We start from the raw sequence: 26173 nt of genomic DNA, 5'->3' as shown, positions 1-26173 counted from the left end.
GATGAGCGGGCTGATCGCCGCGGCCACGTCGGCGGCGGACAAGTGGAAAGCATTCCGGGCCGGGCTCGACTCGGGCACGCTGCAACGTCTGCCCGGAGCGTTCAACCCGTTGGTGGCCAAACCGATCCAGGGGATCGGCTTCGAGGGCGTGTACGTCTCGGGCGCCGTCGTCTCCGCGGATCTCGCCCTGCCCGACATCGGGCTGACCACTCTGACCGAGGTCGCGGGACGGGGGCAGCAGATCGCCCGCGTCACCGACCTGACGGTCCTGATCGACGCCGACACCGGGTTCGGGGAACCGATGAGCGCGGCGCGCGCCGTCACCGTCCTCGACACCACCGCCATCTCCAAGGTGGTGCCGGAGACCAATTCGCTGACCTACCGGGGCTACGCGGTGCAGGACCTGGCAGCGCACTGCAGCTTCGAGGAGGTGGCGTATCTGCTCTGGTACGGCGAACTCCCTACCCCTGCGCAACTGGAACTACTCTGCCAGCGTGAGCGGGCGGCACGCCGGGCCGACCGCTCCCTGCTGCCACTGCTGGCGAAGATGCCCGACAACTGCCACCCCATGGACGTGGTGCGCACGGCGATCAGCTACTCGGCGCGGAAGACCCGGCGGAGGACGATAATTCGCCGTCCGAGAACCTCGCGAAGGCGCTGCGCACGACGGCGGTGCTGCCCACGATCGTGGCCGCAGACATCCGGCGCAGGCGCGGACAGGACCCGATCGCACCGCACTCGCACCTGGGGTTCGCGGAGAACTTTCTGAACATGTGCTTCGGGGACGTGCCCGATGCGGCCGTCGTCACAGCGTTCGAGGTGTCGCTGATCCTGTATGCGGAGCACAGTTTCAACGCGTCCACGTTCGCGGCCCGCGTGGTGACGTCGACACTGTCCGACATCTACAGTGCGGTCACCGCGGCGATCGGGGCGTTGAAGGGTCCGCTGCACGGCGGCGCCAACGAGGCCGTCATGCACGACATGCTCGAGATCGGCGAGCCCGACCGCGCCGAGGAGTGGCTGCTGGGCAAACTCGCTGCCAAGGAGAAGGTGATGGGTTTCGGTCACCGGCTCTACAAGAACGGTGAGTCGCGGGTGCTGACGATGAAGGCGGCACTGCTCGACATCGCCGCCGCCACCGGCGGCGAGAAGTGGATGCGGATGTACGACATCCTGGAGAAGACGATGGCCGGCGCCACCGGGATCGCGCCGAATCTCGACTTCCCGACCGGTCCGGCGAACTACCTGACGGGATTCGACGTGGAAATGTTCACGCCGATGTTCGTGATGAGCCGGATCACCGGGTGGACCGCCCACATCATCGAGCAGGGCGCGTCGAACAGTTCGATTCGCCCGCTCAGCGAGTACTCGGGTGTCCCCCAGCGCTCCGTCGTCGCCTGACGGCTTGTGCGCCTTTGTGGTTGCTGCCGCTACCAGAAAGGCGCACGGGCGCTAGCGCTTCTTGACGTGCGAGACGATTTCCGGATCGCTCTGTCCGTTCGTCTTCATCTTCTTGTCGGCGCGCTTCTCCTTCAGCGACTTACCGGATTTCTTCGACATGGAATTGCGGGGCGATTTGTCAGCCATGGACCATCCCTGAATGCGGAACCTGGACGGCTCCGATAGTGCTGACAGTACGCCACATCCCGGGAAACCCGGACCGATCGTCGAAAGGGCGGCTTCTAGGACGACGGATCGTCGAACAGGGTCTGCTCCTCGGGATTGGTGAACAGTCCCATCTGCTCGGGCCGTGGCTTGGTGTCGGGAGCGCCCGTCGTCGGTGGCAGCACGACGGTCCGGAGGGCGTGGCGGAGGGCGCCGACGATGCGCTCCCACTGGTCGGCGGACGCGTCGTCGGTCTCCCGCAACCGGGACACCCAGGCGGTGCCGGTGTCCAGGAGCACGAGGATCCGATCGCGGTCGTGACCGCAGACGTCGGCGACGACAGCCGGATCGGTGTCGCTCCCGGGCCCGGGGTCGAGATGGAACAGCGTCTGAAGTTCCTTCGGCAGGTCGGTCGACGACATCCGGCTCTCGGTGCCAGGCGACGTGTCCGGTTCGGGTTCCTCGTCGGGGCCGGAGTCGCGGTTGAAGAACAGTTCGCCACCGAACCGCGACGCGAACTCGTTGTCGACGGTGCGCAGGAAATCGGAGAACGCCTTGCAGCTGTCGGTGAGGTGCTGCGGGACGAACGGGTTGCCCGACACTTCCAGGAACGCCGACAACCGGTCGTCGACCAGCACGAACTTGATCCGCGACCACGTGCGGTTGAGGTCGGCGGTGACCTCGGCGGCCCGGGTGCGGTCGCTGATGTCGTGCACCAGCGGCGCGAACAGTTGCACGTCGACGGTGTCGGCGAGCGGGCCGACGAACAGGATGGTGTTGCCCATTCGGATCGGGACGTCGCCGTCCGGGTCGCGTTCGGGCAGCAGCCCGAGCATCGGGACCAACGCGAGAGTGATCAGTTCGTGGAGGTGCTCGACGTCGCGCGGGACCACGGCGGCTGCGGGGTCGAGCTGCGCGACCAGCGGCGGCCGCACCGCAACCGGGTCGAACGTGGCCTCGGGATCCGTACTCGACGTCTCGGTGCTCAGGAACGCGGGATGGGTGATTCCCCAGACGTCGCGGAACGCGGCCACGGCCATCGCGGCCAGCTGATCCGACCACGACAGTTTCTTGTCGACGTAGAACGCGGGGGAGCCGTCGTCGGGTTCGTCGTCCGGACCGCGGGTCGGCCGGTTCCAGCCCAGCTCGGTGAGGTACGTCTGTTCGGCCTCGGTCAGTGCGCGGTCGGGGTGCAGGTAATGGTTCGACGGCACCTCGCAGCGCACCGTGTCCCCGTCCCACACGACGAACTGGATGCACGGCATCAGCCCCTGGGATTCGTCGAGCTCCTCGAACCCCGATTCGAGGACCAGAAGGTCCTCGTCCTGCATCGCTGCCAGATAGTCCGCGAGGCGCCGCTGGAACTCGGCCCAGTCGCGGTTCACGCTCGAATCCAGATCGAAGTCCTGCATGTCTGCTCCGTCCGGGTCGACCACGAGTCACCTACTTCCGCTCTATACGGTAGCGGCGATCGCCGAGACCGCAGCGCAGGAGGGGGTGGCGGGCTCAGACGGGGTGACCGGCCGCGATCCGTCCGGTCAGCCGGGTGACGGCGTCGAGGAGGTCCCACGACGTGCCCGGTTCCACCGCCACGCCGGTGTCGCCCCACACGAGGTACCGGCCGTCGCCCTCGATGTCCCGCCACGCCAGACCGCCGACGGGGCGTGGTGAGTGCCGCGAGCCGCGGACGACGGTGACGACCCCCTGGCTCGTCGAGGGCCTGTCGAGGATCCGGGCTGCCCGTGTGCTCCCGGCCGGTGTCGGCGGGACCACGATGCCCGCCGCCGTGCCCGCGTCGGTGTCGGGGAGCTGAGCGATCAGCTGCCGGCCGACGTCGTACGGTTCGCAGCTCCGGATCACCACTTCGGCGCCCGGATGCTGCATCGCCGCGATCCCGTGCCCGCGTGCCAGGGCGCCCGTCATGCGGATCGAGGTACCGCCGTCCGCACCTGCCGAACCGGAGATCTCGATCCGGAGCTCGGGTTCGGCGAGCACCAGCAGCGCCGACCCGAGCGGGTCGTGTTCGGGGCCGGAGAAGTCGGCGCGGATCCGACGCTGCTCCGCCGCGTACTCGTCGGCGGTGGCCAGCGTGCTCGTGACCTTGAACGGATACGGAATGCGGTCCTGTCCGGTCAGTGCCCACAACGCCGAGAACTGCGGACCGCTCAACACCCAGTGCCCCACGTCTATTCGCCGATCACCGCGGGTGTGACGAGGGGCAGTTTCCCGACGAGTTCGCTTTCCTCGTCGATGCTTTCGAGGTAGGTCGGGGGTTCCGCCTCGTCCTCCCGGGCGGCGGGCAGGACCGGGCCGCCCGGCCGCTCGGGGGTGATCGTCCGGTGAGCGGACACGATGCTGCGCGCGTACTGCGCCACCCCGCCGCCGACGGCCCCGGCCAGCGCCGCACCCGCGATCGAACCCGGCGCGGCCTGGGCGGTCGCCGGCGAGTCTTCGAGCGGCACCTCGCCGCTCCTGCGGTGCTCATTGCGCGGGACGGAATCGGATTCGGGCTCGGCCACCTGCTGATCGCTGGGTATGCCATGCACCCCGTTCGGTCCGATGTCGAAGCCCACCGGCTGACCGTGGGCCGTTGCCGCGGCGTGGGTCGCGGCGAGGCCGGCAGCGGGGAGTTGTTCGTCCGCAACGCGATACGCCGAGGTGTAGAGGTTGTCCATGGCGGCCTTCGCGTTCTGTTCCGCGGCATCGGCGTCGGCTTCCGCGGTCCAGTTGACGGGCAGCACCCGGGTCCAGTCGGCCGGGTGGTCGCCGGGCCTGCCGACCGCGCCGCGCACCGCTTCGGCTCCGGCCGTCGCGTGCCGCAACGCATCGCCCACATCGGTGAACCGGCCACCGACCTGCCCGGCGCGGGCGGCGTAGTCGTCGAGTGTAGAAGCCACCGCGGTCGCGGTCGGCCCACGCCAGCCGGTGTCGACCGCGGCCCGGGTCGCGTCGTGGAACGCGGTCACCGACTCCTGGAATCGCCGTCCGAGGTCGTCCCAGGCCGCGGCGACCGCACCGGACTCGGCCGGCCTCAGCGTGTCGACCGCACTCCTGATGGCGTGGTGATCCCACTCGCCCGACCGAAAATTCTCCCCGCCATTCATCCTGACCTCCGATACTGGACACTCACGGTCCCGGAGTGGACCCCCCAATCCGGCGGGAAGCCACCTTACCGACTCCTGCTCTCGGAAAGGCTCGGGTGAGCGTCAGCCCCGCGGTCTGGTGGTGACGGGCGGGATGGTGATCACCGGACGCGTCGTCGTCGTAGTGGTGGTGACCGGCGGCAGCGTCGGCTCCGCGGGTGCCGCGGACGGCGGGGCGGCGATCCGGGGCACGGACTGCTCGGTCGTCGCGATCACGGGAGGCCGGGTGACGGGTGTGGTGACCGGGGCCAGGCTGATCGTCGACGGAGGCGGCGCGACCGTGGTCCGGACCGGCGGAGGCGGTGCGGGGGTCGGCGAGGGCGCGGGCGGCGGCGCCGTGGTCACCGGCGCCGGTTCGGTGGTGAGCGTGACGGCCCGCGGGGTGGTGAGGTCGGCCATCTGCCAGGTGGGGGTCGGCGGGACGAACACCTGGAAGGTGGCCGGTGCGGCGCTGTAGGGCCCGGCGGCTTGCAGGCCCTCCGACGTCAGCGGCGGTGGCGCGACTGCCGGCCCGCGGTTGCCGAACGCGCCGCCCGCGGCGCCGATCATCAGGCCGGAGACCGCCGACACGGTGGCAATCGCGAGTGCCCCGATCGCTACAGTCCTGTCGTCCATGCGCTACCCGTCCTCGGCGTGCAAATGCGTCCACCATAGAGGGCGGTGCCGCCTGCTGCCGCATGTGTCCGGAAGGTAAGTCGTCGGGGCGGGTTCGCTGGATGGTTGCCGGGGTTCGGCGCACGCTGACGAGAACCCTTGTTCGGACGAGCCGGTCAGCCGACGATCGAGCGGTGTCCATACCGCTCCGACCGGGGGTAACGATGTCTCTACTCGACTGGTTGTTCCGCCGCCCGCTGTCCGAACGAACCGGGGCGGCCGTCGTCGCGTCGGCGATGCTGTTCGCTTCGTGAGCCGGCTCGAGATCGACGCCGACGTCCTCGTCCTCGGCGGCGGACCCGCCGGAACGTGGGCGGCACTGGCGGCGGCCCGGGACGGCGCGCGGGTCGTCCTCGCCGACAAGGGGTACTGCGGCACCAGCGGTCCCACCGCGTCGGGCGGCAACAACCTGTGGAATGTCCCGCCCGGGCCGGCACGCGAACGGTCGGTGCAGGCTCGCTTCGAGGACGGCGGCAGGCTGTCGGAGCCGGCCTGGATGTACCGGGTCCTCGAGGAGACCCACCACCGGGTGGACGAACTGGCAGGCGCCGGCTACCGGTTTCCGTCCGGCGACGACGGCCGGGAGGTGCGCACCAGCCTGCAGGGGCCGGAGTACATGCGCCGGATGCGCAGGCGCGTGCACCGCGCCGGGGTCACCATCCTCGACCACAGCCCCGCCCTGGAACTGCTCACCACCGGTGACGGCGTCGTGTCCGGTGCCGCGGGTCTGCAACGGCAGAACGGATACGCGCCGTGGTCGGTGCGCGCCGGGGCAGTGGTCGTCGCGACCGGCGGCTGCGCCTTCCTGTCCGGAAGCTTCGGGACGAACGTCGACACCGGCGACGGACTGCTGATGGCCGCCGAGGTCGGGGCATCGTTCTCGGGCATGGAATTCTCGACGGCCTACGCGCTGGCACCGGCGTGGAGTGGCCACACCAAGGGTTTGATGATGCAGTTCGCCACCTACTACGACGCGGACGGTCGGACGCTGGGCGACGGCGGCTTCTCCGCACGCGGCGCCGCGATGGCGCACCTCGCCGCCGGCCGCCCCGTGTATGCGCGACTGGACCGGGCCAGACCCGACATTCGCGCAGCCATGCGCACCTCGCAACCGAACTACTTTCTGCCGCTGGACAAGGCGGGCATCGACCCGTTCACGCAGAAGTATCCCGTGCGAGCCGTATTGGAGGGTACGGTGCGCGGAACCGGCGGCATCCGGGTCGCCGGCACCGACTGCGCCAGCGACGTTCCCGGCCTGTTCGTGGCGGGCGACGCGGCAACCCGGGAGCTCATCACCGGCGGTCGCAGCGGCGGCGGCAGCCACAACGGGGCGTGGGCCATCTCCTCGGGGACGTGGGCCGGCGCGGGTGCCGCCCGGTTCGCGCGGACGCGTCCCGTCCCCGACAGGGTGCGCGGCGCGGGCGCGGCGGGACTGCGCGGACCGTCGGCCCGCCGGCAGGCGTCGCGCTCCATCGTCGGACTGGTGCAGGAGCACACCCTGCCGCTGCGACGCAGCTACCGGCGCAGCGCGACGAGCCTGCAGGACAGCGTGACCGCCCTCGACGAGGCCTGGTCGGGTGCCGCCGATCTGCTCGGCGGCACCGAACGGGAGCTGCTGCAGGCACGTTCGGCCACCGCGATGCTCGCCGTCGCGCGGTGGTCGACGCACTCCGCGCTGGCGCGGACCGAGACCAGGGGAATGCACGTGCGCACCGACCTGCCCGACACCGATCCGGCGCAGACCCGTCGACTGCTGTCGGGCGGACTGGGCGAGGTGTGGGTGCGGCCGGAACACGGAACCGCCGAGGCCCGGACGGTCGCGTCGTGATCGAGGTCGTCGTCGCCGACCGCTGCGTGCAGTGCGACATCTGCATCAAGGTCTGCCCGACGGACGTCTTCCGCCGCGGCACGGACGGGGTTCCCGTCGTCGCGCATCAGGAGGACTGTCAGACATGCTTCATGTGTGAAGCGAACTGTCCGACCGACGCGCTGTATGTCGCGCCGTTCGACACCCCGGTTCCCGAGGACTCGACGCACACCGACGCCGAGGGTTTGGCGGAGTCCGGGGCGCTCGGCGCCTACCGCGCCGTGATCGGGTGGGGTGGCCGTCGCACGCCGGGGTCCACGCTCGACCGGAATCACCTCTTTACCCCGTGAGTACTTCTTAACCGCGGACGGTTAAGAAGTACTCACGGGTGTGGCCTTGCGGATGAACCGGCCGATCTCGCGGATGGCGCGGGTGCCCTCGGGGAGCAGTCCGGCGGCGGCCTGGAAGACGTGCACCTGCCGTTCCCACACCTGCAGTTCGCACGGCACACCCGCCTGGGACAGCCGCTCGGACATCAGTTCCGCGTCGACGTAGACCATTTCCTGCGAGCCGGTCTGGATCAGCGCCGGCGGCATGGCGGCGAGGGAGCCGTCCACGGGTGACGTGGACGGCTCGTGCCCGCCCCTGGTGTCCAGCCTTTCGATCAGCCTGGACAGGGCACCGACCGCGCGTTTGGGGAAGACAGCGCAGAGGTCGGCGTTGGGATGGGCCAGCTTGTTCACCGGATCGAGGTCGGTCAGCGGCGACAGCGCGACGTCGGCGGCGGGACGCGGCAACCCCTGGCGCAGCGCTTCGAGCGTCACCATGAACGTCAGGAACCCGCCCGCCGAGTCGCCGGCGATGACGATCCGGTCTGCGGTGTAGCCGTGCGAGAGCAGCCACCGGTACCCGTCGACACCGTCCTCGACGGCCGCCCGGATGGGATTCCGCGGGATCATCCGGTACGCGACGTTCAGCGTCGACGCCTGCGACTCCGCCGAGATCCGGGACACCATCTGGCGGTGGGAGTTGATCCCGCAGCACAGGAACGCCCCGCCGTGGAGGTAGAGGATCGCCCGGTCGCCGAGCTCACCCGGCGGCCGGATCCATTCGGCGCGGCAGTGCGGCAGCCGGATGGGCCTGCGCACGGTTCCGCGGATGGGACCGAGCGAGTACCCGAACAGGTCGACGACTCCCGTGGGCCACGGCAGTTCGGGGTAGCGCGCCCACCCGTCCAGGAACGGCCGGACCGTGCGTCGGAGTGTGTGGGCGAGGGCCGTCGACTGCAGGCTGGCTCCGGCGAACTCCCGCCGCGTCACCGGGAGGGGTGACGGGCAGAATTCGTAAGTCGCAGTGCTCATTGCCTGCCTCCGATCCGGCCTCGGTGCCCGTCGACTTGCTTCCTTTAGGTTTTCCACCTCTTTGCGCCGTACGGTCTACATCGAAGTTGGTCGCACGGACGCTACGCCCGACGTAGCATCCAGACGGAAGTCGTAATGGGATAGTGACCGAGCGGGGGTGAACGTCCAGGTGGGGATCATGCCGGTTACCGATTCGATATTCCTTCTCGGCGAATCGCGAGAGCATCCGATGCACGTGGGATCGCTCGAATTGTTCACACCGCCGGAGGATGCCGGCCCCGACTACGTGAAGTCGATGCACGAAACATTGCTCGAGCACACGGACGTCGACCCCGCCTTTCGGAAGAAACCTGCGGGCCCCGTCGGCAGTCTCGGGAACCTGTGGTGGGCCGACGAGTCGGACGTCGATCTCGAATACCACGTGCGTCATTCGGCGCTGCCGGCCCCGTATCGGGTCCGGGAACTGCTGACGCTGACGTCCCGGTTGCACGGCACGCTCCTGGACCGTCATCGCCCGCTGTGGGAGATGTATCTGATCGAGGGTCTCAGCGACGGCCGGTTCGCGATCTACACCAAGCTGCACCACTCGCTGATGGACGGGGTCTCCGGTTTGCGGCTGCTGATGCGGACGCTGTCGACCGACCCGGACGTGCGTGACGCACCGCCGCCGTGGAACCTGCCGCGCAGGGCGTCGGCCAACGGTGCCGCCCCCGCCCCCGACCTCTGGTCGGTGATGAACGGGGTCCGCCGCACGGTCGGTGAGGTGGCCGGTCTCGCGCCTGCGTCGCTGCGCATCGCCCGCACCGCGATGGGGCAGCACGACATGAGGTTTCCGTACGAGGCGCCCCGCACCATGCTGAACGTCCCGATCGGTGGCGCGCGCCGGTTCGCCGCGCAGTCCTGGCCGCTCGAACGCGTCCACGCCGTCCGGAAGGTGGCGGGGGTCAGTGTCAACGACGTCGTGATGGCCATGTGCGCCGGGGCGTTGCGGGGGTATCTGGAGGAACAGAACGCGCTGCCCGACGAGCCGCTGATCGCGATGGTTCCGGTGTCGCTGCGCGACGAGCAGCAGGCCGACGCCGGCGGCAACGCGGTGGGGGTCACGTTGTGCAACCTGGCGACGGACGTCGACGACCCGGCCGAGCGCCTGACGGCGATCTCCGCCTCCATGTCCCAGGGGAAGGAGCTGTTCGGCAGCCTCACCTCGATGCAGGCGCTGGCGTGGTCCGCGGTCAACATGTCGCCGATCGCTCTGACACCGGTGCCGGGGTTCGTCCGCTTCACGCCGCCGCCGTTCAACGTGATCATCTCCAACGTCCCGGGACCGCGGAAGACCATGTACTGGAACGGGTCCCGGCTGGACGGCATCTACCCGACGTCGGTGGTGCTGGACGGGCAGGCACTCAACATCACGCTCACCACGAACGGCGGCAACCTCGATTTCGGTGTCATCGGGTGCCGTCGGTCGGTGCCGAGCCTGCAGCGCATCCTCTTCTATCTCGAGACTGCTCTGGGTGAGCTCGAGGCGGCATTGCTCTGAGGCGCGGCCTGTTTCAGTGCCGGGCCGACTCCTGCTCGACGAGTGCCCGCCGCGACTCCTCGTGGAGCACCCCGAGCAGTTCGTGTTCGACGTCCGCGAACTCGGGCGACGTCATCATCGACAGTTCGCGGGGACGGGGCAGGCCCACCGTCACCTCGCGCCGCACGGTGGCGGGCCGCGCGGACAGCACGACCACCCGGTCCGACAGGTAGACGGCCTCCCGGATGTCGTGGGTGATCATCAGGACGGTCCACCGGTAGCGCTGCCACACATCCTGCAGCCAGGTCTGCATCTCGGTGCGGGTCAACGAATCCAGGGCGCCGAACGGCTCGTCGAGCAGCAGCACCGGACGGTCCTGGACGACGGTCCGCAGCATCGCGGCCCGTTGTCGCATTCCGCCGGACAGCTGGCTGGGACGGGCGTCCTCGAACCCGCCGAGACCGAACACGGAGAATAATTCCCGGGCCTTGTCCCGCGCCTGTTTCCGGGGCACGCCCTGCACCTCGAGTCCGAGGGTGGTGTTGTCGAGGACGGTGCGCCACGGGAACAGCAGGTCCTTCTGCGGCATGTACGCGCATTTCGCGGGGCCTCTCCCCGCGGGACGCACCGGTTCGCCGCCGATCGTGACGGTGCCGGAGTCGGGTTGGTCGAGACCGGCGAGCATGGAGAACGCGGTGCTCTTCCCGCACCCGCTGGGGCCGATCACCGACACGAACTCACCCGGTTCGACGGTGAACGAGACGTCGTCGAGGACGGGCCGGATGCCGCCGCGGACCGGGAATCCCTTGCTCAGACCGGACAGTGCGACGCGCGCGGTCTCACTCATGCCGGGCCCTCTCGTTCTTGATCCACGGGGCGACGACACGCTCGACCGCGAAGGTGAGCAGGTAGAGGCTGACGCTGATCACGGCGGTCACGAGCACCGCCGCCAGCACGAGGTCGGTGCGGAAGGAGTTCTTCTGCGTCGCCATGTAGATGCCGAGACCGGACGTGGCCCCGACGTATTCGGCGAACACGGCACCCACCACGGCGTACGTGATGCCGATGCGCAGGGCGGTGAAGAACCGGGGGATCGCCGACGGAAGCCGCACGTAGCGGAATTCCTGCCACCGTGAGGCGCCCATGCTGCGCAACAACGCGCCCGCCTCCCGGTCGGCCGCGGCGAAACCCTCGATCAGTCCGATCGTCATCGGGAAGAACGTGGCGAGGGCGATCACGAGAATCTTCGGCAGCAGACCGAATCCGAACCAGATGATCATCAGCGGCGCGATCGCGATGATCGGCAGCGTCTGCGACACGACGAACAGTGGAACGAACGCGCGTCGCAGCCACGGGGAGAAGTCCACGAGCACCGCGAGGGCCCACGCGAAGAGCAGGGAGACGGCGAACCCGATCAGCGTCACCTGCAGTGTCGCGGAGGCGTGACCGGAGATGGCGTCCCGCGCCCGCCAACCCTGCTGGACCACCCGCAGCGGCGACGGCAGCACCTGCGGCCGGATATCGCTGACCGTCACGTACACCTGCCACGCGACGACCAGCAGTGCCACGACCACGACCGCGGGCAGCACCCGCCGCAGCAGCGGGGAGGTGCCCGGGGCCGTAGTGCGCAGACTCGGGTCAGGGCTGAGTGAGGTACTCATTGGTGAAATACGTCGACCAGTCGGGTTCCGTGGTCAGCGGTGCCCCGTCGGGGCCGGTGAGCAGGCCGTGCTTGAACAGGAAACCGGAGTACCCCGCCCACTGCTCGGCCGTCTGGGTCCCGACCTTGCCGGAACTGTCCTTCATGTACTCGGAGGACAGCATCTGCTGGCTCTCCCGCACGAGGGACTCGTCGGTGAAGGCGCCGGGGTTGGCGTCGATCAGGATCTGCGCGGCCTCGTCCGGCCGGTCGGCGGCGAACTGGTATCCGCGCTGCAGGGCCTGGACGAACTTGCGGGCCTGCTCGGGATGGTCGGCCATCCATTGCTCGTTGCCCTCGATGACGAGCGCGTACGCATCCGGGAAGCCGTAGTCGGTGTAGTGGAAGTAGCGCATCGGGGTGCCCTGGTGCTCGGCCTCGATGCCCTCCCAGCCGAAGAACGAGACGGTGAAGTCGGCGGTGCCGGAGTACACGGCCTCGTACGCCGAGGTGCCGAGCGTGACGGTGGTGAATTCGCCCTTGCCGCCGTCGTTCCGGATGATCTGCTTCAGCGTCTCCTCGCCGTCCGGATCCGCGAACCCGGCGTAGATCTTGCCGTCCAGATCCCGGGGGCGGGTGATGTCGGCGCGATCCGCCTTCACCGCGATGCCCGTCGCCCAGTGCTGCAGCGGAGCCATCACCGACGTGGTCTGTGCGCCCGCGGCCTTCGAGAACGTCGCGGAACTCTGGAAGCTCACCCCGAACTCCGCGTTACCGGCGTCGACCAGGGTGTCGGGCGAGGTGTCGTTGTAGGGCAGCACCTGCACATCGAGGCCGGCGTCCGCGAACCAGCCTTCCTGCTGGGCGACGAACAGGCCGGTGTGGTTGGTGTTCGGTGTCCAGTCGAGTGCGAACCGGATGGTGTCGCCGGACTGCGAGTCACCGGCGCAACCGGTGAGCAGCGACAGGGCGGAGACCAGGACGATGGCTGCGGTGGCAGCGCGCTTGGTACGAGAGAAGAGTGTCACGACGCCGGCCATTCCTGCTTGTTGAGAGCGGTGTCCCAGAACATGAGTTCGTAGCGGCTGGCGATCACGAACGCCTCCGTCATCGCCTCGCGCTGGGCGTCGGTCGCGGCCTCGGCCGCGGCATCCACGAGTTCGCGGGCCCTCGCGACGGCGGCGTGGAACTCCTCCGCGTCGTAGGTGGTCACCCACTGTGCGTACGGGTGCGACGGGTCGGCGGAAAGCACCTCGCGGGCGCTCGCCGCGAGCCGGTGCCCGACGTCGGCGTAGATCCAGAAGCAGGGCAGCACCGCCGCGGCGGCCACCGCGTACGGCTCGGTGGCGGCGACGGCCGTCAGGTAGGAGATGTACCCGAGGCAGGCCGGCGAATGCAGCGGCTCCACGTCCGACTCGGGGAGTTGTCCGCTGGTCAGCAGATTCTGGTGCAGCGTGGCCTCGACCGTGGCGGCCTCGGCGGCCGAACCCGCCCAGAAGCCGGCCTCGACCGGGCCCGGCGCGTGCGCGGCCACCAGTGAGAGGGCCTTCGCGTACCCGGTCAGGTACAGGAAATCCTGCTCGATGTACGTGCGGAACACGTCCAGCGGCAGCGTTCCGTCGCCGAGGCGGCGCAGGAACTCGAGTTCGTCGATCGCCTCGCGCAGCACCTTGGTCCGGTCCCACAAGTGGTCCGTGAATCGGGCGTGCTGGCCGGCGCCGGCAGCATCTTGGACAGAGCTATTCACAACGTTGACATCCCTTCGTCAGCATTACCTGAGCAGGTTCCCGGGTGTGTTCTCAGCCCCGCCCGTGCGGAGCACCCCGTGTCAGAACAAGCCGACCCTAGCACCGGCCCTGCCGCGGGCGGAAAGGCCCGGGTCGGTGGAGGGGCTCAGCCGGCGAGGAACGCGGCCGCGCTCGGCGGAAGGGGTGCGGGTCCGCGCCGGTAGATCTCCGCGGGCCGGCCGGTCCCGACGACGGCCATGTCACCGGTGTTCTCGAGGGCCGGCATCAGGTGCCGGCGGAACGAGTCCTTCGGCAGGGGACGCCCGAACACCACCTCGTACACCCGGCGGAGTTCGAGCACCGTGAACGTGTCGCCGGCCAGGCCGGACGGGTCGACGGCCCGCGCGTATCGCTCTCTCAGGTCGGCGACGGCGAGGGTGACGCCGTCCGCGTGGTCGAACGCCAGGTCCTGCGTAACCCGGTCGTCGTCGACGGTGATCAACATCGTGTCGCGGGGGAGCGCCGTGCGGGGCAGCGCGGCGCCGTGCGTCATCGACAGCACCCACCCGCGATCGTCGCGGCCGGGATCGTCCAGCATCGCCAGCTGATGGAATTCGGTGCCCGTCAGGCCGGCCTTGATCCGCAGGCACCGCTCGGCGGCGTCCCGCAGTCGCTCACCCTCGTGGAGAAACGTGCCGGGGAGGGCGAGCCGGCCCGAACGATCCGGAACCACAAGAACTTTCAGTTCCGGGCCGTCGACGGTGAGGACGGCGACGTCGACCGCCACGGACGGGCGCGGGTAGTCGAGGAGGCTCTTGCCCCCGGAATCGGTCCATGCGGCCACGCGGGAATGTTAGCGCACTGTTGATCTATGTCGCGTTCGATCGGTACTGCCTACTCATCGTTGGTAGTTTGGCGAGAGATTCCCGGAACGTGCTGCGTGAGGAGATTCGTCCGTGGAGGTCGACAAGTCCGGCGACACGCTCGTCGTCCGCGCCCGGGACGGTGAGGTGCGTGGCTACCCCGAGGGCGACGTCTACGCGTGGAAGGGCATTCCGTTCGCCGCGGCCCCCGTCGGCGATCTGCGGTTCCGCGCCCCGGCCCCGCCCACACCGTGGGACGGTGTGCGCGACTGCGTCGACTTCGGCCCGATGGCGCCGCAGGGGCACGGCACCGCCGTCCCCATCGATGCCGGACTCGAGATGGACGAGGACTGCCTGTCCGTCAACGTCTGGGCCCCGAGACCCGACGGCACCCCGCGGCCGGTGATGGTGTGGATCCACGGCGGTGCCTACTGCCTGGGAACAGCAGCTCAGGGCATCTACAACGGGCGCATCCTGTCTACTCTCGGCGACGTCGTGCTGGTCTCGTTCAACTACCGGGTGGGAGCGCTCGGCTTCGTCGACCTGTCGTCGTTCTCGACGGCCGAGCGGGTGTTCGAGACCAACTGCGGGCTGCGTGACCAGGTCGCGGCCCTCGAATGGGTGCGCGACAACATCGCGTCGTTCGGCGGTGACCCGGACGAGGTGACGGTGTTCGGGGAGTCGTCCGGGGCTGGATCGATCACCACGCTGATGACGTGTCCGAGCGCGGAGGGGCTCTTCCACCGCGCGATCGCCCAGAGCCCGCCCGCCACGTCGGTCTACGGGAGCGAGCGGGCGGCCACCGTCGCGAAACAGTTCCTCGACATCCTCGAGGTGGAACCCGCGCAGATCGACACACTGCTGCACCTTCCGTACCGCACGGTGATAGAGGCCAGCGACACACTCGTCAACGAGGTGCCGACGAGGATTCCGGGCACGCTCGCCATGGCGCCCGTGGTGGACCGCGACTTCCTGCCCCGCTATCCGGTGGCCGCGTTCCAGAAGGGCCACTCCCACCGCATCCCTCTCATCATCGGTTCCAACAAGGACGAGTCGTCGATCTTCAAGTTCATGAAATCGCCTCTGCTGCCGGTCACGTCGGATTCGGTGCAGGAGATGCTGAGGGCGATCGCGGCCGATCACCCCGAACTGCCCGCCGCCCGCCTCGCCGACATCCTGTCGGCGTACCCGGACCGCGGAAAGCCGAAGGGCGCGCTCGCGATGTCGCGGGACGCCGCGTTCCGGATGCCCGCCCTGTGGGTGGCCGACGCCCACAGCAGGCACTCGCCGACCTGGATGTACCGGTTCGATCAGGCCACGCCGATGCTCAAGGCCGCGCGCATCGGAGCCGGCCACGCCACCGAACTCCCGTACGTCTTCGGCAATTTCGACACCCTCAACATCGACCCGACGTTCTGGCTCGGCGGCCGGAAGACGGCGCTCGAGGTGTCGGGCCGGATCCAGCGCCGGTGGCTCGCGTTCGCGCGGCACGGTGTCCCCGCCGCGCTGGACGGGTCCAAACACTGGGCCCCCTACGACGAGGAGAAGCGCTCGACGTTGCTGATCGACGGCGCGGACACCCTCGTGAAGGACCCCGACCACGAGATGCGGATCGCCTGGGGCAACGACGTCATGGGCTTCAACTGACGGGCACCTTGTCGTCCAGTTCCTTCAGAACGGGCAGCGCGAAGCAGGCCAGCCCGATGATCAGGACCGGGATCGCGAGCACGAAGAACGTCGGCTGAATTCCCCACTTGTCGAGGAGCGGACCGGCCAGCAGGTAACCCAGCGGACCCGCGGCGTACGCGGTGGACGTCATGACCCCGGTGACGCGCCCCCGCATGTGCTCCGGACTGCGAGTTTGCATGGCGTAGTTGGCGATCGGGCCGACCGGACCGAACACGAGACCCTGGAGGAGGGCCAGCGCCAGAATCGCCCACAGCGGCGGCAGGAACGCCATCGCGACCATGGCCGCGCCCAGCACCGTCACCGCCACCACCATCAGCATCCTGCGCGACACGTACGGCGCGAGCGGTCCGTACGCGAGGGCACCCACCACACCGCCGATACTGAGTGCCATCAGCACCGAACCCAGTTGCGCGGGCTTGTCGAGTTCGGTGAAGTACACCGGGAACACCACCGACTCGACGGGCATGTACAGCGCGACCACCGCCATGTCGACGAGAGCGATCGTGCGCAGGAGCCGGTTGTGCCACACGAACTTCAGGCCCTCGAGCGTGCCGTGCCAGATGGACGTCGGGCGCGTGGAGGTGTCGGGTCTGCCGGCGTTCTCCAGTCGCAGGAACGCGATGGTCACCACGGACAGCACGAAGCCGACGGCGGTGACCCACAACGTGTTCACCGCACCCACCGTCGCGATGAGGACACCGCCGATGCCCGGTCCGACGAGATACGCCACGTTGTAGTTGGCCTCGTAGAGGCTGTTCATCCGGTCGAGTGACCAGCCCGCGGACTTCGTGGCGGCCGGCAGCATCGACTCCCGCGCCGCAATTCCGGCCGGATCGAACGCGGCGCCGATCGCGGCGAGGACGGCGATCACCGTGACGGTGAGGCCCGTCGTGTTCGCGATCACCGGGATGGCCGCCACGGACAGGGCGGACAGGCAGTCGGAGATCATCGACGTGCGACGACGTCCGAACAGGTCGACGAACGTGCCCGCGAACAGGCTCGACACCAGCAGCGGAAGGGTGGCCGCGCCCGCGACGATCGCGGCGTCGGACGCGCGACCTGTCCTCTCGAGCACGAGCCAGGGCAGCACGACGATCGCGATGCCGTTGCCGGTGGACGAGAACAGCGTCGCGAGGTTCAGGAGGATCAGGGGCCCGAACCGGCGAGTCACAGCCGTCTCGGTGGCGGTCACGGCAAGGGTCCTCTGGTCGGCTCGATCGGTAGTCCTTCGACGCTAACAGCGAGGTCGGGGCCACCGCGAGCGAATTTCGGCCGCTACTGGTTGCGTTGCAGGGTCAGTTCGGCGAGGGTACGCGCTCCGTCGCACGGGTCGCCGGTGCCCGACCGCTGCTGCACCCACCAGGTGATGACGCCCGAGTAGGCGGCGGTGATCCCGCACGTCGCCGAATCACCCGGACGCCGGGCGCTGAACGCCGACGTGCCCGCGATCGACGTTGTTTCCACCTGGTAGCCCAGCCCATCCGCCACACTCCGCTCGCGTTGCAGCGAGTTGTTCTCGAACCAGCCGAACGTGACGTCGATCGAACCGGCGGCGGACGACACCGTCCACATGCACACCGCGCCGAAGAAGTACTGGTCGATGCCGGCGCCGTGGAGGGTCTCCGCGATCTTGTCGTTGGGGACGGCGTCGCACTCGCGGAGGAGTTTGTCGAACTGCGGCGAGCCGCCGCCGTCGGTGGTTGCGGCGCCCTCGGGCAGGGGACTACCGGTGACGGAGGTGCCGCAGCCGGCCAGGATCATCGCCGACGCCAGCGCCGCGGCGACCCGGCGGCCGGCGCTCACTTGACCTTCTCCAACGTCAGCCGGCCGAGCGCGGTGGGGGCCGCGCACGGATCGGAGGGTGCGGTGGCCGTGCCGTAGCGGACCAGCCAGTGCACGAAGTCGGAACCCGTGCCGAGCGCGACCTCGCAGAATCCGACGTTCTGCGAGGAGAACCCGCGGTGCCCGGCGATCTCGAGGTCGTGGACCTCGTGACCGATGCCCTTGGCCACCGACCGCTCCCGGTCGATGGGGCTGCCGCGGTACCAGGTGAACATCACGTACCGTTCGCCGCCGTCCGCTTCCCACCGGCACTTGATGCCGTTGCGCGACACCGGGGTGAGCGCGGTGATCCCGGCGCGCTCGTACACCTCCGCGTCGGTCAGCGATCCGCATTCACCCACGAACGCGCCGGGCTGCGCGGCCACCGCCGTGGTCTGGGTGGACACCGCCGGATCGGTCTCGGAACCGTCGCCGGCACCGCAGCCGGCCAGCACGACCGCCGCGGCGACCAGACACGACGCGCGGACGGTCAGGCGGACCGGATCAGACGAGCTCCGCATAGCTCGGATTCTCGGCGATGTACTTCTCGACGTACGAGCACGACGGAATCACGGTGAGCCCGCTGGCCTTCGTGTCGTCGAGGGCGGCCTTCACCACTTCCGAGGCCAGACCCTGACCGCGGAACTGGGGGTACGTGACGGTGTGGTGGAAGTCGCGGGCACCGTTCCGCTCGAAATAGTCGGCGTATCCGGCCAGCTGGCCGTCGAGGTAGATCTCGAACCGGGATTCCGACACGTCGTGCTCCACCGTGGCCGCCACAGACCGCTCCTCTGCTCGTGTGGCGTGCGCGCTGGCCCGCGCACGCTGTCACTCGCAGATTACCGTCAGTCCGCGAGGTTGGTGCGCAGCAGCATGACGTTGTAGTCCGACCAGGTGGTGGCCAGGAAATACAGATCGGATCCCTGCGACCACGGGTGCATGTACGCGCCGTACAGCTCGGGCACGTCCCGGCTGCTCACCAGTACCTCGGGTTCGCTCCAGCCGGATTCGAGGTGGTCGGACCGGCGCATGACCACCGAATTGCCGGCATCGGTGTACATCGCCACGAACTGACCGAGGTACTGGTTGAACTGCACCGACAACTCGCTGACGGGTCCGGGTATGACGGGTGCGGCGACGGTGGCGTTGGCCTTCGCCCACGCCTTGCCGTCCCAGTACTCGTACAACGTGAGGTTCCGGATGTCCGCTTCCTTCACCCGCGACAACCGGGCGTCGCCGGAACGACCCGACGGCGTGCCGAACCCGTAGACGAACCCGTCGTGCTTGACGTACGAGCCCATCTGGAAGTTCTCGGCGCCCGTGCCGGGCACGTTGGGCCGCAGCGTCAGGGGATCGGTGACCCAGTTCTCGCCGTTGTCCACGGAGTACGCGATGCCGGACGCGTTGGTGTCCCACTCGCCGGGGGCACCCCAGCTCCGCACGGACATGTAGTTGATGTACTGCGTCGCGCCGGGACCCTCGCCGACCGAGATGCCGGTGGTGGGGATGACGGTCTGCTCCACACCCGGGATCTTCTTGCTCTGGATGATCTCCTTGGAATGGTTCGGGGTATCGACCGGGGAATTGTCGATGCGCATCCCGTCGGTGAGGTCCTTGTCGGAGCTGCGCAACAGGATGTTGCTGCGCCAGTCGCCGACCAGACCGCACAGCGGGTTGTCGCTCAGCCCGACGGTGTCACCGAACGCGGTGAGGATCTCACCGCCGCCGTTGTCCCACATGATGCCGAGGTCGGTGCCGAGCACCCGGAACCTGCCGATCGTGTCGTTGGAGCTGCGCGGTCCGGTGATGTGCGCGATAGCCTGAGTTTTGCCACGCAACTCGGGAAGGCGACCGTCGCTTCCGTTGAGCCAGGGAATGGGGTTGATGCCCTGGTTGGAGCCGCTCGATCCGAGGCTGCCGGTTCCGCCGAGGCACGGCGCCGCCGTCGCGACGGGGGGCGTCATCGTGAAAAACGTGCAGGTAGAAGCAAGTAAGGCGGGCATCGCCAGGGAGGCGACACGGCGGAGTCTGGTCACGAGCGCACCTCTCTGCGAGGAATCGAGTCGGGTCCGGTCACGCTAGCAATACCTCACCTGCCACACCAGTCCCTTGGGTAACCATTGGGTCTCGCATCCCGCCGGCGTAGCTACAGAATCGCTCCGGGGTTGAGGATCCCCAGCGGGTCCAGTGCGTTCTTGATTCGATGCGTCAATTCCATGACGTCCTCGCCCAACTGGTCGGGCAGCCAGGCCTTCTTCAGCCGGCCGACGCCGTGCTCGCCGGTGATCGTGCCGCCGAGAGAGATTGCGAGGTCCATGATCTCGCCGAAGGCGAGGTGAGCACGCTCGGCCATCGCGGCGTCCTCAGGGTCGAACACGATGAGCGGGTGCGTGTTTCCGTCGCCCGCGTGCGCGATCACCGCCACCATCACGTCACGCTCGCGGGAGATGGCAGCGATTCCCTCCACCAGCGCAGGCAGTTTCGGGAGTGGGACCCCGACGTCCTCGAGGAGCAGGCTGCCGAGTCTCTCGACCGCGGGGATCGCGAATCGTCTTGCCGCGGCGAAGGCTTCGCCCTCCTCGGGGTCGTCGGTGGTGAACACCTCGGATGCGCCGTTCGCCGTGCACGCGTCCGCCATCACGGAAATCTCTTCGGCCGCAATCGCACCGGGCGCGTCCGAGCGGGCGATGAGCATCGCCTCCGCCGTCCGGTCCAGGCCCATCTTCAGCGCGTCCTCGACGGCGCCGATCGAGGCGCGATCCATGAACTCGAGCATCGACGGCCGCAGCGTGCGGGTGATGGCCAGCACCGTGTCGGCGGCGGCCTGGACGGAGGCGAACGACGCGACGAGGGTGCTCGACGGCGGCTGGGCCGGGATCAGCCTCAGCGTCGCCTCCGTGACGATGCCGAGGGTTCCCTCGCTCCCGACGAACAGCTTGGTCAGCGACAGGCCGGCCACGTCCTTCAGACGCGGCCCGCCCAGGCGCACGTCCGTCCCGTCCGCGAGGACCACGCGCAGCGCGAGGACGTAGTCGGTGGTGACGCCGTACTTGACGCAGCACAGCCCGCCGGCGTTGGTCGCGACGTTGCCGCCGATCGAACACATCTCGAACGACGACGGATCCGGTGGGTACCAGAGTCCGTGCTCGGCGGCGGCGGCCTTGACCTCCGCGTTGAGCAGTCCCGGTTCGACGACGGCGATCCGTGTCACCGGGTCCACCTCGATCCGGCGCATGCGCTCGGTGCTGACCACGACGCACCCCGCTACGGCGGTGGCGCCGCCGCTGAGCCCGGATCCCGCACCGCGCGGGATCACGGGGACCCGGTGCTCGGTCGCCCAGCGCATCACCACCTGGACGTCCTCGGTGGTCGCGGGGCGGGCGACGGCGAGGGGGCGGACGGCGTCGGGGTCGCGCGCCCAGTCCTGGCGATAGGAGACCAGGATGTCCGGATCGGTGACGAGGCACCCCTGGGGGAGCGCGGCGGCGAGCGTCGCGAGTGCGTCGTCGGTGACCGTCATCGTGACTCCTGAAATGCGGGTGTCGGGCGCCCCGACGGTAACCCAGCGGGCCGCAGGTGTCCTCGAATTGGTCAGACGTCCAACTGAACCGATTCCGACCCGATTGTTCGGATATCGCTCCAACCTGGACGTTCGGTGCAGAAGCGACACCCCAATAGTCCATCTGTTAGTTACTTACGCGTAGGAGTCTCACGATGTGGGATCAGAGGGGTGAATTTTTTCCGGGGTTCCGGCGATGGGGTATGCACGTCGGTCCGGAGGAGAAAATGCAGGTAGGGGCGTCCCGTGAACCGTGAGGACCCGGACAAATCGGGTGTAACACAGGTCACATTCGTCACTCTGTTACCGGATCGTATCGACCAGGCAATGCAAAAACTCACTTCTACGGGTTAGCGTCTTGCATCGTCAAACACCGGCGAGGCGTTACACCCAAACGGAGATTCTCACGAAATGTGAGCTAGAACACGGTTGGGGCCGGGTTTTGCCGCACCGACCCTGGAAGGACCCGCACCGATGAATGCACTCCACCGAGATCCCAGCAGCTACATCTCCGCGATGTTCTCGTACGAGTTCCTGGACGGTGGCATCGACTACGATTCCATCGAACAGATCCACCGTGGCGAGTTCGACGAATGGATCTTCGCACTGGCCGGTTCGGGATTGTTCACCAACGAGGAAGTTCGGTGCATGGTGCAGGAATGGCGCCTGAACCCGAAGGCCCTCCTGAACACGCTCCTCGCCGACGCGGACGAAGTCACCGCCAAGCGCTGCGAGGTCACCTGGGCCGCACTCGACCGCGTCGCCCCGTTCACTCCGTCCGTGCCGGTCGCCGTCTTCGGCTGAAGGCCTTCCCGCCGCAGGGCTCGCCGTCGTCACACGAGTTCGGTTCGATCTCCGTTCACGACGATCGCCTGATCGTCCGTCAAGGTGCGGTACTCGATGCCGGCGAGCCTCAAAGCGGTGACAGTGCGCCGAACGGCTGCCGCGTCCTCCAAGGGCACGGCGTCTTCGGCCCCTGGAAGCTCCGCAGGCGGGTGATGCGGCACGATCGCGAAGCCCACCACGCCCAGGCCGTCCCAGAGCGGCTCCATGCCGCAGGTTGCGACCACCTCCGCCGGGTCATCGGAGGAGTCGAGACCGTGCAGCGTCGGAGTGATCACACACGCCCCCGCGCTGTAGCCGGCGTACACCAGCGAATCGCTCAGCAGTAGTTCCGGGATCACCCGGTCCGCCCCGCTCCGGGCCATCTGCGCGCGCAACACGAACGTGTTCCCACCGCGCACCCACAGCATGCCGAACCCCTCCAGCCGCTCCCTCAGCGCGGCCGACCGCGCCTGTCCGTCGCTGCCGATGTAGTCGCGCAGATCCACCTCTTCCGGGGTGAAGCCCAGCCGCGTCAGCGGCATCACGTCACTCACGACCGCGGACGTCCGCGCCGTCCGCGGCCACGCGTCCGCGGCCGCGGCGATCACCCCCACGCGCCCCGGGTTGCCGACGAGCGAGAGCAGCGGCGCGGGATCCGCGCCGAACCGATACGAGGACAGGAACAGGCGCACCGCGGTCAGATCGTGAACGCGAGGTTGTCGACGATCCTCTTGCCCACGGCGGTGTCGCCGCTCAACGCGATCTCGTCGCGGTGATCGGCCGCCGTCGTCCGGCCGCCCGCCAACCGGGTGAACAGCCGGGAGTCGAGAGTCACGGTCGCGGTGGCCTCGGACGGCAGTGCGTCGACCACCGCGGCTCTGCCGTCGACGGCGACGTGAATGTTCCGCGCAAGCGGTCCCGTCAGCTCCAGGGTGATCCTCGACCCGTCCGGGGCCTTGCCGCGCTTGCCGACGAGGAACGCGACAGCGCCCGCGATCTCCTCGAACGCCGTCTCCCCGCGCAGGCCGCCCTCGTCGCCGGGCAGCGCGAGGGCGTCGCGCAGGTCGAGCTCGTGCATCCAGCAGTCGAACACGCGGATGCGCATGAACCGGAGGTAGGGCGCCTGACCGACCGGTGTGGTGGTCTCGGCCTCGAACGCCTCGTCGGTCATCTCGCTCAGCTCCGACCGCCTGCGGGCCACGATCACCCGGAAGCGCTCGAGCATTTCGGGGCCGGAGCACCCCCGCAGGCCCTCGACCCACTCTTCGTTGAACGCACCGATCTCGTTGCGCACGTGCGCGAGGCAGCGGACGTCGATACTGGTGTGCGGTGCGGAGATTCCGGCAAGGAGCGACTCCGTGCCGATGAGATGCGCGGTCACGTCGTGGACGGTCCAGCCCGGGAGCGCGGTGGGCGTGAACCACGCGTCGCCGGACAACGTGGACAGCACGTCGTCGAGTACGTCCCATTCCTCGAACAATGCGTCGAGGATCGGTTCCTTCTGCAGGGCATTCACGGGTCGTACGCCTCCTTTTGCCTCAACTGTAGGACCTCCCGCCGGAGCGTCCGAGCGTTTTCGCCGCGGGCGGACGAATGCGCCGGTGACGGCGTCGAAGACCTCCCCGTCCCGGGTCCGGTGTGGTAGACCCGTGGTGAGAATCTCCATTAACAAAAGGAGTGCGGATGTTCCCTGGAAACTTCGTGGCGACCACCCCGGACAAGCCCGCTGTCATTCGTCCCTCGACGGGGGAGCAGCTGACCTACCGGGAGCTGGACGAGCGGTCCACCCGCCTCGCACGGCACCTGCGTTCGCTCGGCCTGAAGGTCGGCGACCACCTGGCGCTCGTGTCGAGCAACGACCTCCGGGTTCTCGAGGTGTACTGGGCAGCGCTGCGATCGGGGCTGTACATCACCGTGGTGAACTGGCATCTCACCCCGGAGGAAGCCGGCTACGTCGTGGACGACTGCGGAGCCGAGGTGCTCATCGTTTCCGCCGACGCGGGCGGCGCCGTGCCGCGCGAGGAGAATCAGCTGCCCCGCATCCGTCACCGTCTCGTGTACGGCGGCGAACTCGACGGATTCGACAGCTACGACGACGCCGTGGCGGCGCAGTCGGCCGAACCGCTCGATTCGCAGCCCCGCGGGCAGGACATGCTGTACTCGTCGGGCACCACCGGCAGGCCCAAGGGGATCAAACCCGCTCTCCCGGAGGGCGAGGTGGACACCACGATGGATCCGTACACCGCCGTGTTCGCCCCGATGTACGGATTCGATTCCGACACCGTCTATCTGTGCCCCGCACCCCTGTATCACGCAGCGCCGCTGCGCTTCTGCGGCACCATCACCTCCGTCGGCGGCACGATCGTCCTGATGGACCGCTTCGACGCCGAGGAGGCGCTGCGGCTCGTCGAGGAGTACCGGGTGACCCACAGCCAGTGGGTCCCGACGATGTTCGTCCGGATGCTGAAGCTGCCCAAGGACGTTCGCGACAAGTTCGACGTGTCGAGTCTGAAGGTGGCGATCCACGCGGCGGCGCCGTGCCCGCCCGACGTGAAACGTTCGATGATCGAGTGGTGGGGCCCGGTGATCCACGAGTACTACGCATCCACCGAAGGGGCCGGTGCCACGTTCATCGACAGCGCCCAGGCCCTCGCGAAGCCGGGATCGGTCGGCCACGACGGGGTCATGGGCATCGTGCACATCTGCGACGACAACGGTGCGGACGTGCCCGTCGGTGACATCGGGACCGTCTACTGGGAGAGGGAGGAACGGCCGTTCGAGTATCACAACGACCCGGTCAAGACCGAATCCGCGACGCACCCCGACCATCCGACGTGGACCACGAGCGGCGACATCGGGTACATCGACTCCGACCGCTTCCTCTACCTCACCGACCGCGCCGCGTTCATGATCATCTCGGGTGGGGTGAACATCTACCCGCAGGAGTCGGAAAACGTTCTCACCATGCATCCCAAGGTGTTCGACGTCGCGGTGATCGGCGTGCCCGACGAGGAGATGGGCGAACAGGTCAAAGCCGTCGTGCAACTCGTCGAGGGGGTGGAGCCGTCCGATGCCGTCGCCCGCGAATTACTCGACTACGTGCGCGACCGGGTGAGTCACTTCAAGGCGCCGCGCAGCATCGACTTCTCCGACGACCTGCCGCGCACACCCACGGGCAAACTCGTCAAGCACAAACTCCGTGCCCGGTACCTGAACGCCGGCTGAACTCCCGCACGTCACCTGCCGCGCGCCGCCCCGCAGCGCGGGCAGGTGCCCGCGGTGTGATCGGTGAGGAACAACCCGCAGTCGGGGCACACGCGGTCGAGCCAGCAGACGGGGTCGCCGCCGAGGTCGTCGTCCGGCTCGGTGACGGGCGCGGCGTCGTCGCGGTAGGCGGTCACAACCGATCCAGCATGTATTCGGCAAGTACCTCGGCGTGACTGTGGCTGACGTCCTTCGTCGCGGTCAGGAGAACGATCGGCCGCCCCTGCGCGAGTTCCTGCACCCGCGCGACGGCCTTCCGGCCGGTCGGCGAATCGAGTTCGTGGACGTACCGCTCGCGGAACTCGCTGAACGCGGCGACGTCGTGCGAGTACCAGTGACGCAACTCCGTCGACGGAGCGAGGTCCTTGGCCCAGTCGTCGAAATGGAACGCGTCCCTGCGGAGGCCCCGCGGCCACAGCCGGTCCACGAACAGCCGCAGTCCGTCGCCCTCGGTCGGATGGTCGTACACCCGCTCGACGACGACCGGCGGATCCGCGGTGACGTCCTCCGCGTTCCGTTCCTTCGGTGTGCTCATGGCCGAACCTCCGCTTCCGTGCGGCTGTCTACCGTCAGACTACGACCAAACACCCTGTGACCGGGTTCACAAACGAGCAGAAAGATCTGTGAGAACGACTGTTCGGACTCGATTCAGACGCCTACCCACAGACTTCTCTGTTCCCTACGTCACGCGTTCTCT

27 protein-coding genes, 2 pseudogenes and 1 riboswitch are annotated in these 26173 nt (G+C 68.5%); of the genes and pseudogenes, 8 read left to right on the top strand and 21 right to left on the bottom strand.

The genetic code is table 11. From position 1 onward, the window contains the following. Position 1: 1 nt before the first annotated feature. Positions 2-349: pseudogene (locus PSR88_RS08155) on the top strand (isocitrate lyase/phosphoenolpyruvate mutase family protein); the annotation flags it as partial. Between the two features lie 3 nt (positions 350-352). Further along, a pseudogene (locus PSR88_RS08150) lies at positions 353-1401 on the top strand (bifunctional 2-methylcitrate synthase/citrate synthase). 51 nt (positions 1402-1452) lie between these two features. Here PSR88_RS08150 and PSR88_RS08145 read toward each other — a convergent pair. The 5 genes from PSR88_RS08145 to PSR88_RS08125 all read right to left on the bottom strand — a co-directional run bounded on the left by PSR88_RS08145 (position 1453) and on the right by PSR88_RS08125 (position 5363). After that, positions 1453-1587 (bottom strand): hypothetical protein, encoded by a 135-nt coding sequence (locus tag PSR88_RS08145; protein ID WP_005254130.1) that lies wholly within the window; start codon positions 1585-1587, stop codon positions 1453-1455. A gap of 95 nt (positions 1588-1682) precedes the next feature. Beyond that, positions 1683-3041, bottom strand: a complete 1359-nt coding sequence (locus PSR88_RS08140) for a T3SS (YopN, CesT) and YbjN peptide-binding chaperone 1 (protein WP_016883034.1) — start codon at positions 3039-3041, stop codon at positions 1683-1685. A gap of 70 nt (positions 3042-3111) precedes the next feature. Continuing rightward, a complete protein-coding gene (locus PSR88_RS08135) occupies positions 3112-3777 on the bottom strand; it encodes an ESX secretion-associated protein EspG (RefSeq protein ID WP_020476815.1) in 666 nt (221 codons plus the stop codon). Positions 3778-3791: 14 nt separating this feature from the next. Next, complete coding sequence (locus tag PSR88_RS08130; RefSeq protein WP_016883036.1) at positions 3792-4709, bottom strand: hypothetical protein; 918 nt, start codon at positions 4707-4709, stop codon at positions 3792-3794. 102 nt (positions 4710-4811) lie between these two features. Beyond that, positions 4812-5363, bottom strand: a complete 552-nt coding sequence (locus PSR88_RS08125; RefSeq protein ID WP_016883037.1) for a hypothetical protein — start codon at positions 5361-5363, stop codon at positions 4812-4814. A gap of 289 nt (positions 5364-5652) precedes the next feature. Here PSR88_RS08125 and PSR88_RS08120 point away from each other — a divergent pair, with 289 nt between their 5' ends. Next, positions 5653-7230: an FAD-binding protein gene (locus PSR88_RS08120; protein WP_016883039.1), complete on the top strand. Its 1578-nt coding sequence runs from the start codon at positions 5653-5655 to the stop codon at positions 7228-7230. Next, a complete protein-coding gene (locus PSR88_RS08115) occupies positions 7227-7559 on the top strand; it encodes a ferredoxin family protein (RefSeq protein ID WP_009474288.1) in 333 nt (110 codons plus the stop codon). The genes PSR88_RS08120 and PSR88_RS08115 overlap by 4 nt, the downstream gene beginning before the upstream one ends. 21 nt (positions 7560-7580) lie before the next feature. Here the strand turns inward: PSR88_RS08115 and PSR88_RS08110 are convergent, their stop codons facing one another. After that, positions 7581-8570, bottom strand: coding sequence for an alpha/beta hydrolase (locus PSR88_RS08110; RefSeq protein WP_011594557.1), 990 nt, complete (start codon positions 8568-8570; stop codon positions 7581-7583). Between the two features lie 178 nt (positions 8571-8748). Here PSR88_RS08110 and PSR88_RS08105 point away from each other — a divergent pair, with 178 nt between their 5' ends. Further along, positions 8749-10110, top strand: coding sequence for a WS/DGAT/MGAT family O-acyltransferase (locus tag PSR88_RS08105; protein WP_011594556.1), 1362 nt, complete (start codon positions 8749-8751; stop codon positions 10108-10110). Between the two features lie 13 nt (positions 10111-10123). On the opposite strand, the gene PSR88_RS08100 is transcribed toward PSR88_RS08105, so the two are convergent. From PSR88_RS08100 to PSR88_RS08080, 5 genes are all read right to left on the bottom strand, one after another. Then, positions 10124-10936 carry an ABC transporter ATP-binding protein gene (locus PSR88_RS08100; protein WP_011594555.1) on the bottom strand — a complete coding sequence of 271 codons (813 nt, stop codon included), beginning with the start codon at positions 10934-10936 and terminating at the stop codon, positions 10124-10126. Beyond that, positions 10929-11750: an ABC transporter permease gene (locus PSR88_RS08095; RefSeq protein ID WP_009474284.1), complete on the bottom strand. Its 822-nt coding sequence runs from the start codon at positions 11748-11750 to the stop codon at positions 10929-10931. The genes PSR88_RS08100 and PSR88_RS08095 overlap by 8 nt, the downstream gene beginning before the upstream one ends. Next, the gene (locus PSR88_RS08090; RefSeq protein WP_016883041.1) at positions 11728-12768 is read right to left on the bottom strand and encodes an ABC transporter substrate-binding protein; all 1041 of its coding nucleotides are present in this window, start codon (positions 12766-12768) and stop codon (positions 11728-11730) included. Before PSR88_RS08090 ends, PSR88_RS08095 begins: the two co-directional genes overlap by 23 nt. Beyond that, positions 12753-13475: a TenA family protein gene (locus PSR88_RS08085; RefSeq protein WP_011594553.1), complete on the bottom strand. Its 723-nt coding sequence runs from the start codon at positions 13473-13475 to the stop codon at positions 12753-12755. Before PSR88_RS08085 ends, PSR88_RS08090 begins: the two co-directional genes overlap by 16 nt. Further along, positions 13469-13564: riboswitch (TPP riboswitch) on the bottom strand. It overlaps the preceding gene by 7 nt. 57 nt (positions 13565-13621) lie before the next feature. Next, complete coding sequence (locus tag PSR88_RS08080; protein WP_011594552.1) at positions 13622-14299, bottom strand: NUDIX hydrolase; 678 nt, start codon at positions 14297-14299, stop codon at positions 13622-13624. Between the two features lie 112 nt (positions 14300-14411). Here PSR88_RS08080 and PSR88_RS08075 point away from each other — a divergent pair, with 112 nt between their 5' ends. Continuing rightward, the gene (locus PSR88_RS08075; RefSeq protein WP_016883042.1) at positions 14412-15965 is read left to right on the top strand and encodes a carboxylesterase/lipase family protein; all 1554 of its coding nucleotides are present in this window, start codon (positions 14412-14414) and stop codon (positions 15963-15965) included. On the opposite strand, the gene PSR88_RS08070 is transcribed toward PSR88_RS08075, so the two are convergent. From PSR88_RS08070 to PSR88_RS08045, 6 genes are all read right to left on the bottom strand, one after another. After that, positions 15958-17199, bottom strand: a complete 1242-nt coding sequence (locus PSR88_RS08070; protein ID WP_011594550.1) for an MFS transporter — start codon at positions 17197-17199, stop codon at positions 15958-15960. The genes PSR88_RS08075 and PSR88_RS08070 overlap by 8 nt on opposite strands. A gap of 83 nt (positions 17200-17282) precedes the next feature. Beyond that, complete coding sequence (locus PSR88_RS08065) at positions 17283-17810, bottom strand: DUF3558 domain-containing protein (protein ID WP_016883043.1); 528 nt, start codon at positions 17808-17810, stop codon at positions 17283-17285. Further along, positions 17807-18349, bottom strand: a complete 543-nt coding sequence (locus PSR88_RS08060) for a DUF3558 domain-containing protein (RefSeq protein ID WP_011594548.1) — start codon at positions 18347-18349, stop codon at positions 17807-17809. The genes PSR88_RS08065 and PSR88_RS08060 overlap by 4 nt, the downstream gene beginning before the upstream one ends. Continuing rightward, positions 18333-18608 (bottom strand): GNAT family N-acetyltransferase, encoded by a 276-nt coding sequence (locus PSR88_RS08055; RefSeq protein ID WP_016883044.1) that lies wholly within the window; start codon positions 18606-18608, stop codon positions 18333-18335. The genes PSR88_RS08060 and PSR88_RS08055 overlap by 17 nt, the downstream gene beginning before the upstream one ends. Positions 18609-18673: 65 nt before the next feature. Next, the gene (locus tag PSR88_RS08050) at positions 18674-19792 is read right to left on the bottom strand and encodes a DUF4185 domain-containing protein (protein WP_009474276.1); all 1119 of its coding nucleotides are present in this window, start codon (positions 19790-19792) and stop codon (positions 18674-18676) included. Between the two features lie 182 nt (positions 19793-19974). Further along, on the bottom strand, positions 19975-21348 hold the full coding sequence (locus tag PSR88_RS08045) for an FAD-binding oxidoreductase (protein WP_016883045.1): 1374 nt from the start codon (positions 21346-21348) through the stop codon (positions 19975-19977). A gap of 513 nt (positions 21349-21861) precedes the next feature. Between PSR88_RS08045 and PSR88_RS08040 the strand changes: the two genes are divergently transcribed. Continuing rightward, positions 21862-22191, top strand: coding sequence for a hypothetical protein (locus tag PSR88_RS08040; RefSeq protein WP_016883046.1), 330 nt, complete (start codon positions 21862-21864; stop codon positions 22189-22191). Between the two features lie 29 nt (positions 22192-22220). Here the strand turns inward: PSR88_RS08040 and PSR88_RS08035 are convergent, their stop codons facing one another. After that, positions 22221-22904 (bottom strand): Type 1 glutamine amidotransferase-like domain-containing protein, encoded by a 684-nt coding sequence (locus PSR88_RS08035; RefSeq protein WP_016883047.1) that lies wholly within the window; start codon positions 22902-22904, stop codon positions 22221-22223. A gap of 5 nt (positions 22905-22909) precedes the next feature. Further along, positions 22910-23728 (bottom strand): maleylpyruvate isomerase family mycothiol-dependent enzyme, encoded by an 819-nt coding sequence (locus PSR88_RS08030; RefSeq protein ID WP_011594543.1) that lies wholly within the window; start codon positions 23726-23728, stop codon positions 22910-22912. A 167-nt stretch (positions 23729-23895) separates the two neighbouring features. Here PSR88_RS08030 and PSR88_RS08025 point away from each other — a divergent pair, with 167 nt between their 5' ends. Further along, complete coding sequence (locus tag PSR88_RS08025) at positions 23896-25437, top strand: AMP-binding protein (protein WP_016883048.1); 1542 nt, start codon at positions 23896-23898, stop codon at positions 25435-25437. Positions 25438-25448: 11 nt separating this feature from the next. Here the strand turns inward: PSR88_RS08025 and PSR88_RS08020 are convergent, their stop codons facing one another. Together PSR88_RS08020 and PSR88_RS08015 are read right to left on the bottom strand one after the other, a co-directional pair. Then, positions 25449-25613: a hypothetical protein gene (locus PSR88_RS08020; RefSeq protein WP_016883049.1), complete on the bottom strand. Its 165-nt coding sequence runs from the start codon at positions 25611-25613 to the stop codon at positions 25449-25451. After that, positions 25610-26011 (bottom strand): DUF488 domain-containing protein, encoded by a 402-nt coding sequence (locus tag PSR88_RS08015; protein ID WP_009474269.1) that lies wholly within the window; start codon positions 26009-26011, stop codon positions 25610-25612. The genes PSR88_RS08020 and PSR88_RS08015 overlap by 4 nt, the downstream gene beginning before the upstream one ends. Positions 26012-26173: the final 162 nt, after the last annotated feature.

Source organism: Rhodococcus sp. DK176 (genome assembly GCF_038447315.2).
Lineage (GTDB): Bacteria > Actinomycetota > Actinomycetes > Mycobacteriales > Mycobacteriaceae > Rhodococcus_F > Rhodococcus_F jostii_A.
Note: the sequence above shows the minus strand (reverse complement) of the source record. Positions and strands in the feature narration are given on the sequence as shown.